Annotated in this window: 7 protein-coding genes; 3 read left to right on the top strand and 4 right to left on the bottom strand. The window is 73.5% G+C overall.

Annotation, left to right across the window (positions count from 1 at the left end; genetic code table 11):
* Positions 1-2,280, bottom strand: a complete 2,280-nt coding sequence (locus JHAT_RS15380; RefSeq protein WP_077798736.1) for an FdhF/YdeP family oxidoreductase — start codon at positions 2,278-2,280, stop codon at positions 1-3.
* A 255-nt stretch (positions 2,281-2,535) separates the two neighbouring features.
* On the opposite strand from JHAT_RS15380, the gene polA reads away from it, so the two are divergent.
* Positions 2,536-5,262 (top strand): DNA polymerase I, encoded by a 2,727-nt coding sequence (gene polA / locus JHAT_RS15375; protein ID WP_077798735.1) that lies wholly within the window; start codon positions 2,536-2,538, stop codon positions 5,260-5,262.
* A gap of 888 nt (positions 5,263-6,150) precedes the next feature.
* Here polA and JHAT_RS15365 read toward each other — a convergent pair.
* Positions 6,151-7,026 (bottom strand): DUF4184 family protein, encoded by an 876-nt coding sequence (locus tag JHAT_RS15365; protein ID WP_077798762.1) that lies wholly within the window; start codon positions 7,024-7,026, stop codon positions 6,151-6,153.
* A 262-nt stretch (positions 7,027-7,288) separates the two neighbouring features.
* Between JHAT_RS15365 and JHAT_RS15360 the strand changes: the two genes are divergently transcribed.
* Positions 7,289-9,097 carry a lytic transglycosylase domain-containing protein gene (locus JHAT_RS15360; RefSeq protein WP_077798733.1) on the top strand — a complete coding sequence of 603 codons (1,809 nt, stop codon included), beginning with the start codon at positions 7,289-7,291 and terminating at the stop codon, positions 9,095-9,097.
* An 88-nt stretch (positions 9,098-9,185) separates the two neighbouring features.
* On the opposite strand, the gene hrpB is transcribed toward JHAT_RS15360, so the two are convergent.
* Together hrpB and JHAT_RS15350 are read right to left on the bottom strand one after the other, a co-directional pair.
* Entirely contained in the window at positions 9,186-11,771 is a 2,586-nt protein-coding gene (gene hrpB / locus JHAT_RS15355) for an ATP-dependent helicase HrpB (RefSeq protein WP_077798732.1), read from the bottom strand.
* 61 nt (positions 11,772-11,832) lie between these two features.
* On the bottom strand, positions 11,833-12,642 hold the full coding sequence (locus JHAT_RS15350) for a class I SAM-dependent methyltransferase (protein WP_107481933.1): 810 nt from the start codon (positions 12,640-12,642) through the stop codon (positions 11,833-11,835).
* A 390-nt stretch (positions 12,643-13,032) separates the two neighbouring features.
* On the opposite strand from JHAT_RS15350, the gene rpsA reads away from it, so the two are divergent.
* Positions 13,033-14,532, top strand: coding sequence for a 30S ribosomal protein S1 (rpsA, locus tag JHAT_RS15340; RefSeq protein WP_077798730.1), 1,500 nt, complete (start codon positions 13,033-13,035; stop codon positions 14,530-14,532).
* Positions 14,533-14,568 lie beyond the last annotated feature (36 nt).

Raw genomic sequence — 14,568 nt, 5'->3', positions numbered from 1 at the left:
TCAGTCGGTAGCGGATTGTTCCAGACGCACCACGACGGACTTGCTGGCCGGGGTGTTGCTGGTGTCCGCGGTGGCGTCGAGCGGCACCAGGACGTTGGTCTCCGGGTAGTAGGCGGCGGCGCAGCCCCGGGCCGTCGGGTAGTGCACGACGCGGAAACCGGGCGCCCGGCGCTCCACCCCGTCCGTCCACTCGCTGACGAGGTCGACGTAGGAGCCGTCCCGCACGCCCAGCCCCGCGGCGTCCTCGGGGTTGACCAGGACGACCCGGCGGCCGTTCCTGATGCCCCGGTAGCGGTCGTCCAGACCGTAGATCGTGGTGTTGTACTGGTCGTGCGAGCGCAGCGTCTGCAGCAGCAGCCGGCCCTCGGGCAGTTCGGGGTACTCGACCGGCGCGGCGGTGAAGTTGGCCTTTCCGGTGGCCGTCGGGAAACGGCGCTCGTCGCGCGGGGCGTGGGGGAGGGCGAAGCCGCCGGGGCGGGCCACGCGCGCGTTGAAGTCCTCGAAACCGGGGATCACGCGCCCGATGCGGTCGCGGATCGTCGCGTAGTCCTTCTCGAACTCCTCCCACGGCACCCTGCTGCCGGCGCCGAGCACCCGGCGCGCCAGCCGGCACACGATGGCCGGCTCGGACAACAGATGCCGGCTCGCGGGCTCGAGCCGGCCCCGCGAGGCGTGCACCATGCCCATCGAGTCCTCGACGGTGACGAACTGCTCGCCCCCGCCCTGGAGATCGCGCTCGGTGCGGCCCAGCGTCGGCAGGATCAGGGCCCGCGCGCCCGTGACGGCGTGCGAGCGGTTCAGCTTCGTCGACACGTGCACGGTGAGACGGGCGCGGCGCATCGCCGCCTCGGTGACCTCCGTGTCGGGGGACGCGGAGACGAAGTTGCCGCCCATGGCGAAGAAGACCTTCGCCTCGCCGTCGCGCAGCGCGCGGATGGCCCGTACGACGTCGTAGCCGTGCTCGCGGGGCGGGGCGAAGCCGAACTCCTTCTCCAGGGCGTCCAGGAACGCGGGCGCGGGACGCTCGAAGATGCCCATCGTGCGGTCGCCCTGCACGTTGGAGTGGCCGCGCACCGGGCAGACGCCCGCACCCGGACGGCCGATGTTGCCGCGCAGCAGGAGGAAGTTCACGACCTCGCGGATGGTGGGCACCGAGTGCTTGTGCTGGGTCAGGCCCATCGCCCAGCACACGATGGTGCGCTTCGAGGCGAGGACCAGGCGCAGCGCCTCCTCGATCTCCGCGCGGGTCAGGCCGGTCGCCGCGAGCGTCTCCTCCCAGTCGGCGCCGCGCGCGGCCTCGGCGAACTCCTCGAAGCCGTGCGTGTGTTCCCGGACGAACGCCTCGTCGACCCCGCCCTCGGTCTGGAGGACCAGCTTGTTGAGGAGCCGGAACAGGGCCTGGTCGCCACCGAGGCGGATCTGCAGGAACAGGTCGGTGAGGGCGGCCCCGGTGGTGAGCCCCTTCGGTGTCTGCGGGTTCTTGAAGCGCTCCAGGCCGGCCTCGGGCAGCGGGTTGACGCTGATGATCTTCGCGCCGTTCTCCTTGGCCTTCTCCAGCGCGGAGAGCATGCGCGGGTGGTTGGTGCCCGGGTTCTGGCCGGCCACGATGATCAGGTCGGCCCGGTGGAGGTCCTCCAGCAGGACACTGCCCTTGCCGATGCCGATGGTCTCGGTCAGGGCCGAACCGGACGACTCGTGGCACATGTTGGAGCAGTCCGGCAGGTTGTTGGTGCCCAGCTCGCGGGCGAAGAGCTGGTAGAGGAACGCCGCCTCGTTGCTGGTGCGCCCGGAGGTGTAGAAGACCGCCTCGTCGGGCGAGCCCAGGGCGGCGATCTCCTCCGCGACGATGTCGAACGCGCGCTCCCAGGTGACCGGCTCGTAGTGGTCGCCGCCCTCCGGGAGGTACACGGGATGCGTGAGCCGCCCCTGCTGACCCAGCCAGTAGCCGCTGCGGGTCGCGAGGTCGGCCACGGAGTGCGCGGCGAAGAACTCCGGGGTGACCCGCCTCAGGGTGGCCTCCTCGGCCACGGCCTTCGCGCCGTTCTCGCAGAACTCCGCCTTGTGCCGGTGCTCCGGCTCCGGCCAGGCGCAGCCCGGGCAGTCGAAGCCGTCCTTCTGGTTGACGCTCAGCAGCGTCAGCGCGGTCCGCCGCACGCCCATCTGCCGCTGCGCGACGCGCAGGGTGTGGCCGATGGCCGGAACGCCCGCCGCCGCGTGCTGGACCTCGGTGACCCGCGGTGCGTCCTGAACCGGATCACCCTTGGGCGGCTTCGTGGCCATCGCGCGCTCCTTCGCCTGCACGTGTGAGGTACGTCTCCGATCCTCGCACGCGCCGCCGACACCGACGGAGACCGGGCGGGAAAGGGGCGGGGGCGGTGGCCGCGGCGGGCGCGGTTCCGCGGCCGCCGGGCGGTGACGCGTCCGAGGAGCGCGGGGACCCGTACGACCGGCCACGGCGCGCCCGCACCCCACGACGGCGGACGCCGACGGCGCGGGCGGGACCGAGTGTCGGTGGGCCGTGGCAGGATCGGGGATGTGGCAGACACAGCATCGAAGAAGACCGAGACCCCCACCGGCGGCAGCCGCCCGCGCCTGATGCTCATGGACGGGCACTCGCTGGCGTACCGCGCGTTCTTCGCGCTGCCCGCGGAGAACTTCACGACCGCGACGGGCCAGCCGACCAACGCGATCTACGGTTTCGCGTCGATGCTGGCCAACACGCTGCGCGACGAGGCGCCCACCCACTTCGCGGTGGCGTTCGACGTCTCCCGCAGGACGTGGCGCTCCGAGGAGTTCACGGAGTACAAGGCGAACCGTTCCAAGACGCCGGACGAGTTCAAGGGCCAGGTCGAGCTGATCGGCGAGCTGCTCGACGCGATGCGCGTGCCCCGCTTCGCCGTCGAGGGCTTCGAGGCGGACGACGTCATCGCCACGCTCGCCACCGAGGCCGAGGCCGAGGGCTTCGAGGTGCTGATCGTCACCGGCGACCGGGACTCGTTCCAGCTGGTCAGCGAGAACACCACGGTGCTGTACCCGACCAAGGGCGTCTCCGAGCTCACCCGGTTCACCCCGGAGAAGGTCGTCGAGAAGTACGGACTGACGCCCGCCCAGTACCCCGACTTCGCCGCCCTGCGCGGCGACCCGTCGGACAACCTGCCGGGCATCCCGGGCGTCGGTGAGAAGACGGCCGCGAAGTGGATCAACCAGTTCGGGTCCTTCGCGGAACTGGTCGAGCGCGTCGACGAGGTCAAGGGCAAGGCCGGGCAGAACCTGCGCGACCACCTGGAGTCCGTGAAGCTCAACCGCCGGCTCACCGAGCTGGAGCGGCGGGTCGAGCTGCCGAAGAAGGTCACCGAGCTGGAGCGGCCGGCGTACGACCGCAAGGGTGTCGCGATGATCCTGGACACCCTGGAGATCCGCAACCCCTCGCTGCGCGAGCGGCTCTTCGCCGTCGACCCGGGCGGTGAGGAGGCCGAGGCGACTCCGGTCGTGGCGGACGGTGTGGAACTGGACGGCACGGTACTGGGCACCGGCGAACTGGCCGGCTGGCTCGGCGAGCACGGCACGCGGCCCCTCGGCGTCGCCACGGTCGACAGCTGGGCGCTGGGCACCGGCTCGGTCGCCGAGGTCGCGCTGGCCGCGTCCGACGGGAAGGCCGCCTGGTTCGACCCGTCCGAGCTGGACGAGGCCGACGAGAGGGCGTTCGCGCAGTGGCTGTCCGACGCGGACCGGCCGAAGGTCCTCCACAACGCCAAGGGTGCGATGCGTGTCTTCGCCGAGCACGGCTGGAGCGTCGCCGGCGTCTCCATGGACACCGCGCTCGCCGCCTACCTGGTCAAGCCGGGCCGCCGGTCCTTCGACCTGGACGCGCTCTCCCTGGAGTACCTGCACCGCGAGCTGTCCCCGGCGGCCGCGGCCGACGGCCAGCTGGCCTTCGGCGCGGACGAAGCCGCCGAGGCCGAGGCGCTCATGGTGCAGGCTCGCGCCGTCCTCGACCTGGGCGAGGCCTTCGAGGACCGCCTGGCGGAGGTCGGCGCCGCGGACCTGCTGCGTGACATGGAGCTGCCGACGTCCGCCCTGCTGGCCCGCATGGAGCGGCACGGCATCGCCGCCGACCGGGAGCACCTGCGGACCATGGAGCAGATGTTCGCGGGCGCGGTCCAGCAGGCCGTGAAGGAGGCCCACGCGGCGGCCGGACGCGAGTTCAACCTGGGCTCGCCCAAGCAGCTCCAGGAAGTCCTCTTCGGCGAGCTGAACCTGCCGAAGACGAAGAGGACCAAGACCGGCTACACCACGGACGCCGACGCCCTGGCGTGGCTGGCGACGCAGACGGAGAACGAACTGCCGGTGATCATGCTCCGGCACCGTGAGCAGGCCAAGCTGCGCGTCACCGTCGAGGGCCTGATCAAGACGATCGCCGCGGACGGCCGCATCCACACCACGTTCAACCAGACGGTCGCCGCGACGGGCCGCCTCTCCTCGACCGACCCGAACCTGCAGAACATCCCGGTCCGCACCGACGAGGGCCGGGCGATCCGCCGCGGCTTCGTCGTCGGCGAGGGCTTCGAGTCCCTGATGACGGCGGACTACAGCCAGATCGAGCTGCGCGTGATGGCCCACCTGTCCGAGGACGCGGGCCTGATCGAGGCGTTCACCTCCGGTGAGGACCTGCACACCACGGCCGCCGCGCAGGTGTTCTCCGTCGAACGGTCCGCGGTGGACGCGGAGATGCGCCGCAAGATCAAGGCGATGTCCTACGGCCTGGCGTACGGCCTGTCGGCCTTCGGCCTCTCCCAGCAGCTGAACATCGAGGCGGCCGAGGCCCGGGGCCTGATGGACGCCTACTTCGAGCGGTTCGGCGGAGTCCGGGACTATCTGCGCCGGGTCGTCGAGGAGGCCAGGGCCACCGGCTACACGGCCACGCTCTTCGGCCGCCGCCGTTACCTGCCCGACCTCAACAGCGACAACCGCCAGCGCCGTGAGGCGGCCGAGCGGATGGCGCTGAACGCCCCGATCCAGGGCACGGCGGCCGACATCGTCAAGATCGCCATGCTCAACGTGGACAAGGCGCTGCGCGAGGCCGGGCTCGGCTCCCGCATGCTGCTCCAGGTCCACGACGAAATCGTCCTGGAGATCGCCCCCGGCGAGCGGGCGGCGGCGGAGGAGCTGGTCCGCCGCGAAATGGCCGCCGCCGTCGACCTCAGGGTCCCCCTGGGCGTCTCCGTGGGCTCGGGGCCGGACTGGGAGTCGGCAGCGCACTAGGCACGGCGATCGGGCCGGGCCGGCTCCGGGCACCGGTGCCGCGCGGCCGACGACAACGCCGCGGACGCGCGTGCCGGAGCTCGCGGCCTCGGCGGGATCCGGACGCCGCCCCCGGCCCCCCTGGCCTCCGGCGGTGGTGCCGCAGGGCCCCTCACGGCACGTCATGAGCGTGCCGACCCCACCGGCGGCGTCCCACCGGCGCTCGGCGCCGTCGGTGGCTGGTGCCCGGCCGTCGGTGCCGGCCCGCGCCCGGTTCCCCCGCCGCACACCGGGACGTTCCGCCGCCCGCAGCCGCCCGGCCCCTTCCGCCGGCCGGGACGGCCTGCGGCGTCCCGTGCCCGCGGCGCATCCCGGCGGCCCGGCGGCGTACGCACCCGACCGGACGGCGCCCGCGGGACCCCGTGCCGCGGGCACGCACCCGCCCGTCCGGCCGGGGCGGCACCACGCCTGCGTCCCGGCGCCGTCGGTGCCCAGGGAGCGCCGGTTCACACGCCCCACCGGCCCCCGAGAACCCCGTCACTCAGGTGGCCCCCGCGGAAAAGCCCCCGCCCCCCGTCTCCCCCGAGGATGCGGGCATGGGTATACGCATGCTCCACCACCGGACGACACCGGCACGGGCAAGCACAGACGGACCCGCCCGCGTGCCACTCCTCCCGGTCCCGGTCTTCGCGCCGGGCGCAAGCACCGGCCGCATCCCCACCACCGTCGCGACGGCCCTGCGCCGCACGGCGGCAGGTCTCCGCCGCGTACTCGCCCGCCGGGACCCCGCCGCCGCGACCCCGCGCGAGACTCCCGCCTGGCGCCTGTGGGCCGACCTGGCCCGCGGCTACCTGGCGCTCGCCCTCACCCTGCTGCCACGGCCACGCCCCGCCCACACCTTCACCGTGTTCACCGCGACCGCCGACACCCCCGGTGCGCGACCCGGCGGTCCGGCTCCGCACCGACGTCTCCCGGGCTTCGGGGAGCGGGGACCGGACGCCACACCCTGACCCCCACGGCACACAGCAGCAGCCCCGGTACGAGCCCCGCGCCCGCCCCGAAGCACACCGTCGGGACGATCTCCCAGGGCTTGGCCACCGACCCTTGGTACTCCCACCACCGGGTCGTCCGCTGCACCACCCCGGCCAGCGCACAGCCGCCGAGCACCGCCCCGGCCCACCACCGGTCCCGCGCCGAGAGCACCGGGACGCCCGGCGGACCGGCCGGGGCCCGCCCGCGCAGCGCCCGCGCCACGAACACGGCGATCACCACCGCGGCCACCGCGGAACCGCCGTACTGCAGGTACCAGTACAGCGGCGAGCCCGCGATCTCCCGTCCCAGCACGGGGAACACCCGCATCCCCCACCGGTCGAGATGTGTGAACGCGTCCCACACCACGTGCGTCAGCGCGCCCAGCGCCGCCGACACGTACCACCGCACCACCAGGGACGGTCGCACGCGCGCGCGTGGCGCCCCGCAGCGCAGCAGAGCGGCGACGCGCCCCTGCCGGGACCGCGGCAGCAGCGCCACCAACGGCTCGCGCACCAGGAGCCACAGCCCCACCAGCACCCAGGCGATGAGCACATCGACCGAGAAGACCCCCGCGAACGAGTGCGTCACGTCCCCGAATTCCATCGCTCCGGACAGCAGACTCGCCGCGTAATAGGTCATGTCGGGTGAGAACGACCCCGCGATCAGCACGGCCGGCGCCAGGCGCCCCCGACCGGATCCGTCGCCGCGCACGGCGGGCAGCACGGCCGCCGCATGGCTGAGGGTGAAAGGCAACACGTCTCCTCGTATGGCCAAGTGGTGAATATCGGGCACGAACGGGTGCCCGCGCAAAGCAAGTTGCCGTAGGGTCGCCTGCGGCGCCGTACTGGTCGAACAGACGACCGTCGTGTCCGGAAAGTTGTGGCGCGACCCTCGGCTCGGGCGAGCGCCACCACGGGGCCGGCACGGCGCGAGCACCACAGCCGAAGACAGCCGAAGACAGACGGAGACGGACGACGCAGACGGACGCGCGGACGTCCGGGGGAGGGGCCACTCTATGGCGGCGCAGTTCGACAGGAGACTCCGCAAGGCGGCGGTCACCACCACCGTCGCGGCGGTCGCGGTCGCGGCCCTGTCCGCGTCCCAGGCTCCCGACGTGACGGCGGACGGCAACGGCAGACGGACCACCGCCGACAGCATGCCGTCGCCCTCCGCGGCCTCCGACGACAGCGCCACCGGCAACTCGCCGTACTACACGGACCTGCCGCCGCTCAACAGCCCGAGCCCCGCACCCACCGTCGGCACCCCCGTGTCCCGGGGCCCCGCCGAGGCGGGCATCCCCGCGACCGTCCTCGACGCCTACAGGAAGGCCGAGTCGGCGCTGCGCGAGGCCAAGCCCGGCTGCAACCTCCCGTGGCAACTCCTCGCCGCCATCGGCAATGTGGAGTCCGGCCAGGCCCGCGGCGGCCGTGTCGACGCCGACGGCACCACCATCGGCCGGATCATCGGCCCGCAGCTCGACGGCAACGGCTTCGCGCTCATCAAGGACACCGACGGCGGCGCCTACGACGGCAACAGCAGCTACGACAACGCCGTCGGCCCCATGCAGTTCATCCCGTCCACCTGGGCCTGGGCGGGCCGCGACGGCAACGGTGACGGCGCGAAGGACCCCAACAACGTCTACGACGCCGCCCTCGCCGCCGGTCACTACCTGTGCCGCAACGGCTGGGACCTGTCCGTCCAGGCGGACCTCGACCGCGCGATCCTCAGCTACAACAACTCGCAGGACTACCTGCGCACGGTCCTGTCCTGGCTGGAGTACTACCGCAAGGGCACCCACGAGGTCCCGGACGGCACCGGCACCCTGCCGGTCGGCCGCAGCGACGACGGCTCCGCCGTGACCGGGCCGAGCCCGTCTCCCGGAGTCACCGGCGCCCCCGGCCGGCCCACGGCACCGTCCACGGCACCGCAGAAGCCCGGCACGTCGACGCAGGCCCCGGGCGGCTCGACCGGCCCCGCCGAGCCCACGTCGCCCGGCACCGGTTCACCCAGCCCCACCCCGCCGCCGACGACGACGCCGCCCACCCCCACCGACACGGTGGACCACCTGGAGAACGCCGGCGCCTCCGGCCTCACCGCCACCGCGGGCGACGCGTTCGACGGGCGGATCAGCACCCGCGCCGAGACGAAGAGCGGCGAGGCCGTCGCCAAGGTCCGGATCCGCTTCACGATCCTCGGGGACACGGACGCCGCCTTCGCCGGCGGCGAGCAGGTCGCCACCGTCGTCACCGGCAGCACCGGAGTGGCCGTGGCACCCGCGCTCCGGGCCGGTGAGAAGACCGGCGCGTTCACGGTCCGGGCCACCGTCGTCGGCCGCATGGTCGCCGGTCTCGACTACCGGGCCACCGTCACCGAGCGCGTCGCCGACGCCCTCACCCGCACCGGCGAGACGGTGCTCACCTGCACCGCGGGCGGCGAGTTCGCGGACCGGGTCGAGGTGAGGGCGACGTACAAGGGCGCCGTCGCGGACAAGGTCGCCGTCACCGCCACGCTCGTCATGTCGGCGGCCGACCCGGCCGAGAACGACAAGGGCCCCTACTTCAAGGACGCCGACGGCAAGGCCGTCCGCACCCTGAGCGGCCTGACGACCGACGCCGAGGGCCGGCTGACGCTGCCGAAGCTGTACGCGGACGACACCGCCGGCACGTTCGTGCTGCGCCTCACCACCGCGGGCGGTGCCACGCTCGACGTCCAGCTGGAGGTGACGAAGGCCGAGACCGAGCCGTCACCGAGCCCGTCCACCGGGTCGTCCCCCGACGCCTCGCCGAGTCCCTCCGCCGAACCGTCGACCGGACCCACCGCGTAGGCGTCCGCAGGACCGGGCGCCGAGGTCGCCCCGCCGCCGCCCGCGACGGGGCGCCCTCGGCCCGGCGGCCGTGCGGCGGCGGGAGCCGTCACGACCCGGACGCGGACTCCCGCCCGAGTCGCGCCTTCGTGTGCCGCGTCGGCTCGGCCGTGGCCGGGTCCTCGGGCCACGGATGCTTCGGGTAGCGGCCGCGCAGCTCCGCCCGTACGCCCTTGTAGCCGTCCTTCCAGAAGGAGGCCAGGTCGGCCGTGACCGCGGCCGGCCGGCCGGCGGGGGAGAGGAGGTGGACGAGCAGCGGCACCCCGGCGATCTCCGGCGACCGCTCCAGCCCGAACACCTCCTGCACCTTCACCGCGAGGACGGGCTGCCCGGGATCGCCGTAGTCGATCCGGATCCTGGAACCGCTGGGCACGGTGATCCGCTCCGGGGCGAGTTCGTCCAGCCGCGCCGCCTCGCCCGACGCCCAGGGCAGCAATCGCGTCAGCGCCTGCCCGGCGTCGATCCGCGCCAGGTCGGCCCGCCGCCGGGCCCGGCCGAGCTCCGGCTCCAGCCACTCGTCCACGCGCGCGTGGAGCGCGTCGTCCGAGACGTCCGGCCAGGGCTCGCCCAGGCGGCGCCGCAGGAACGCGAGCCGTTGCCGCAGCACCCGCGCATCGGCCGACCAGTGCAGCAGTCCGAGCCCTTCCCGCCGCAGCCCCTCCAGCAGCGCGTCCCGTACGAGGCCGGGTCCGGCGTCGGCGGGCGGCCCCACCGACAGTTCGACGGCGCCGAGCCGCTCGACCCGCCGGGCCACCACGTCACCGCCGGCCCAGTGGACCTCGTCCCGCTCCGTCAGCAGGGCACCCGCCGCCAGCCGTGCCGTCGCCTCGTCGACGACCGCGCCGAGCCGCACGCGCGCGTGCCCCCTGCCCACCGGCCGGTCGGCCACGGCCACGGCGATCCACGGCGCCCCGCGCAGCCCGGACCCCTCCGGCAGCTCCGCCCGCGTTCCGGACACCATCAGGTACGAACCACCGTCCTTCCTGGCCACCCGCTCGGGGAACGCCAGCGCGGCCACGAGCCCCACGACCTCGTCCTCCGACTTGCCGAGGGCCGCCTCCCCCCTGCCCGCGGCGGCGTCCGCCCCGCCGGGCACACCGAGTCGCGCGGCGGCGCCCCCCTCCCCGTCGACGGGCGCGCCGGACCGCGCGGCGGCCCGCAGACGTCGTACCTCCGTCCGCCACCGCGCTCCGTAGGCGTCACCCCCGCGCCGGGCCGCCCGCAGCGCGGACGCCAGGTCGTCCCCGTACTCCCGCGGCGGCTCCTCGCCGAGCAGCGCGACCACCTCCGCCACCGCGTCCGAGGCGCCCGCGTCGAGCAGCGCCCGCCCCAGGCGGGGATGCACCCCCAGCCGCGACAGCCGTACGCCCCGCTCCGTGGCCCGCCCGGCCGCGTCCACCGCGCCCACGGCCGTCAGCACCGACCGCGCCGCCGCCATCGCCCCGCCCGGCGGCGGATCCAGCAGCGCCAGCCCGGTCGCGTCCGGATCGCCCCAGCACGCCGCCTGGAGGGCGAACGCCGTCAGGTCGGCCACCTTGATCTCCGGCGCCGGGAAGGCCGGCAGCCTGGCGTCCTCCGCCTCCGCCCAGCAGCGGTACACCGCGCCCGGCGCCTCACGTCCCGCCCGCCCGGCCCGCTGTCGTGCCGCCGCGCGCGAGGCCCGTACCGTCGTCAGCGCGCTCAGGCCGCGCGCGTGGTCCACACGCGGTTCGCGTGCCAGCCCCGCGTCCACCACCACCCGCACGCCCGGCACGGTCAGCGACGACTCCGCCACCGAGGTCGCCAGCACCACCCGGCGCCGCGAACCGGGGGACAGCACCGCGTCCTGCACGGCGGCCGGCGCCCGCCCGTGCACCTGGAGCACCTCCACGTCCCCCGGCCCGGACAGCTGCCCAGCCACCCGGGCGATCTCCCCGACGCCCGGCAGGAAGCACAGCACGTCCCCGTCCCGCTCGGCCAGCGCCCGCCGCACCACCGAGGCCACGTGGGAGAGCAGCGCCGGGTCGACCCGCATCCCGTGCGGCGGCCGGACCGGGCGGGCGGGCGGCGCCCACACCACCTCCACGGGGTACGACACGCCGTGCGCCTCGACGACCGGCGCCCCGCCCAGCAGCCGGGCCCAGCCCTCCGCGTCGGTCGTCGCGGACGCGGCCACCAGCCGCAGCTCCGGCCGCAGCGCCTGCCGCACGTCCCACAGGAACGCCACCGTCGTGTCCGCGTCCAGATGCCGTTCGTGGCACTCGTCGAGCACGACCGCGTCGACGCCGGCCAGCTCCTGGTCCCGCTGGAGCCGCTGCAACAGGACACCGGTGGTGACGACCTCCACGCGCGTGTGCCGCCCGACCACCCGCTCGCCGCGCACGGTGTACCCGACGCTCGCGCCGGGCGTCTCGCCCAGCAGCCACGCCATCCGCCGGGCCGCCGCCCGTGCCGCGATCCGCCGGGGCTCGGCCACGACCACGCGCCGCGCGGGCCCCTCGCCGAGCAGGCCGGCCAGCGCGAGCGGCACCAGCGTCGTCTTGCCGGTGCCGGGCGGCGCGACCAGCACCGCGGTGCCGTGTCCCTCCAGGGCGTCGTGCAGAGCGGGCAGGGCACCGCGTACGGGCAGCGCCTCCAGGGCGTCGTAACGGATCACGCCCCCAGTGTCGTACGCCGGTGGAACCGCCCTCCACGCGCGCGTGCCCGGCGCGGGCGGGTCAGTCGCGCTCGCACACGAAGATCGCCGTGCCGGGGATCAGGTGCCCGCGCAGCGGGGACCAGCCGCCCCACTCCGAGGTGTTCCAGTCCGGCCACTCCGGCTCCACCAGGTCCACCAGCCGGAACCCCGACGTGACGACGTCCCGGACCCGGTCGCCGAGCGTCCTGTGGTGCTCGACGTACACCGCGACGCCCTCCTCGTCCTGCTCGACGTACGGCGTGCGGTCGAAGTACGAGGCGGACACCGACAGGCCCTCGGGGCCCGGCTCGTCCGGGAAGGCCCAGCGCAGCGGGTGCGTGACGGAGAAGACGAAGCGGCCCCCGGGCCGCAGCACCCGGCGCACCTCCCGCAGCACCAGCCGCGGATCGGCGACGAACGGCAGCGCCCCGTACGCCGAGCAGGCCAGGTCGAAGGAGCCGTCCGCGAAGGGCAGCACGGCGGCGTCGGCGCAGACCAGCGGGAACGACCCGCCGATGCGCAGCGCGTGCTGGAGCTGGCGGTGGGAGAGGTCCAGGGCCACCGGACGCGCGCCCTGACCGGCCAGCCAGCGCGCGCACTGGGCGGCGCCTGCGCCGATCTCCAGGACGTCCTTGCCCTTCAGCTCCTCCGTCGGGCCGAGCAGCTCGGCCTCCACCTCGTCCAGCCCCTCGGGGCACCACACGAAGCGGTCGTCGCCGAGGAAGGTGCCGTGTTCGGTCTGGTACTCGTCCGCGTTCCGGTCCCACCAGCCGCGATTGGCGCGGGCGCTCTCCGTGACACCGGCGGCACGCCGGGTGGCCTCGGGTTCGGTCTCTCCGGCTTCGGACACTACGGGCTCTTGGATGACCGGCTCCCTCGTACTAGTCTGCGGCTCTTCCGGCCGGGCCCGTCCCGGGCGTCGCGCACGGGACTCCAGGAGTTCCGCGCGGCCCCGAAAGGCGGTTCTTGTGCCGGATATAGGGCGATCCGCCCCGGGTGGGCGGCTTCGCGCATTGACCATGCCCGGCCGCCCCCGTATGCTACAAGTTGCGCTGCGGGCCTGCGCACCTCAGACGTAGCAGGTCGCGCTCGCATCTGTTGTATGTCCCCTCGGTTCTCGAGGCGTCGCCAGTGATTTTCGGTGACGCTTACTTGGCTGTCCGGCTTCTGCAGAGCGAAACGGGCTCCCGGCGTAAGCAGTACCTACGACTTCAATGTCCGTACCGGAGCCCTTTCCCACATGACGAGCAGCACCGAGACCACCGCCACCACCCCGCAGGTTGCGGTCAACGACATCGGTAACGAGGAAGCCTTCCTCGCCGCGATCGACGAGACGATCAAGTACTTCAACGACGGCGACATCGTCGACGGCGTCATCGTGAAGGTCGACCGGGACGAGGTCCTGCTCGACATCGGTTACAAGACCGAAGGTGTCATCCCGAGCCGCGAGCTCTCGATCAAGCACGATGTCGACCCCAACGAGGTCGTCGCCGTCGGTGACGAGATCGAGGCCCTCGTCCTCCAGAAGGAGGACAAGGAAGGCCGCCTGATCCTCTCGAAGAAGCGCGCCCAGTACGAGCGGGCCTGGGGCACGATCGAGAAGATCAAGGAAGAGGACGGCATCGTCACCGGTACCGTCATCGAGGTCGTCAAGGGTGGTCTCATCCTCGACATCGGCCTCCGTGGCTTCCTGCCGGCCTCCCTCGTCGAGATGCGCCGCGTCCGCGACCTCCAGCCCTACGTGGGCAAGGAGCTCGAGGCGAAGATCATCGAGCTGGACAAGAACCGCAACAACGTGGTCCTGTCCCGCCGTGCCTGGCTGGAGCAGACCCAGTCCGAGGTCCGCCAGACGTTCCTCACCACCCTCCAGAAGGGTCAGGTCCGTTCCGGCGTCGTCTCCTCGATCGTCAACTTCGGTGCCTTCGTGGACCTGGGTGGCGTCGACGGTCTGGTCCACGTCTCCGAGCTGTCCTGGAAGCACATCGACCACCCGTCCGAGGTCGTCGAGGTCGGCCAGGAGGTCACCGTCGAGGTCCTCGACGTCGACATGGACCGCGAGCGCGTCTCCCTGTCGCTGAAGGCGACCCAGGAAGACCCGTGGCAGCAGTTCGCCCGCACCCACCAGATCGGCCAGGTCGTGCCCGGCAAGGTCACGAAGCTGGTTCCGTTCGGTGCGTTCGTCCGCGTCGACGAGGGCATCGAGGGTCTGGTCCACATCTCCGAGCTGGCCGAGCGCCACGTGGAGATCCCGGAGCAGGTCGTCCAGGTCAACGACGAGATCTTCGTCAAGGTCATCGACATCGACCTCGAGCGTCGCCGCATCAGCCTCTCGCTGAAGCAGGCCAACGAGGCCTTCGGTGCCGACCCGTCGGCGGTCGAGTTCGACCCGACCCTGTACGGCATGGCCGCGTCCTACGACGACCAGGGCAACTACATCTACCCCGAGGGCTTCGACCCCGAGACCAACGACTGGCTCGAGGGCTACGAGGCTCAGCGCGAGGCCTGGGAGACCCAGTACGCCGAGGCGCAGCAGCGCTTCGAGCAGCACCAGGCGCAGGTCATCAAGTCCCGCGAGGCGGACGAGAAGGCCGCTGCCGAGGGTGGCGACACCGCGGGTGCGGCTCCGGCCGCGTCCGGTGGCGGCTCGTACTCCTCCGAGGGTGGCGACAACTCCGGCGCCCTGGCGTCGGACGAGGCGCTCGCCGCGCTCCGCGAGAAGCTGGCCGGCGGCCAGAGCTGACACGCGGGCCGCTGAGGCCTGACCGTTGACACCGAG

The organism is Streptomyces sp. JHA26 (assembly GCF_002005565.1).
Taxonomy (GTDB): Bacteria; Actinomycetota; Actinomycetes; order Streptomycetales; family Streptomycetaceae; genus Streptomyces.
The sequence above is the reverse complement of the archived record's forward strand: the minus strand, read 5'-3'. Positions and strand labels throughout refer to the sequence as shown.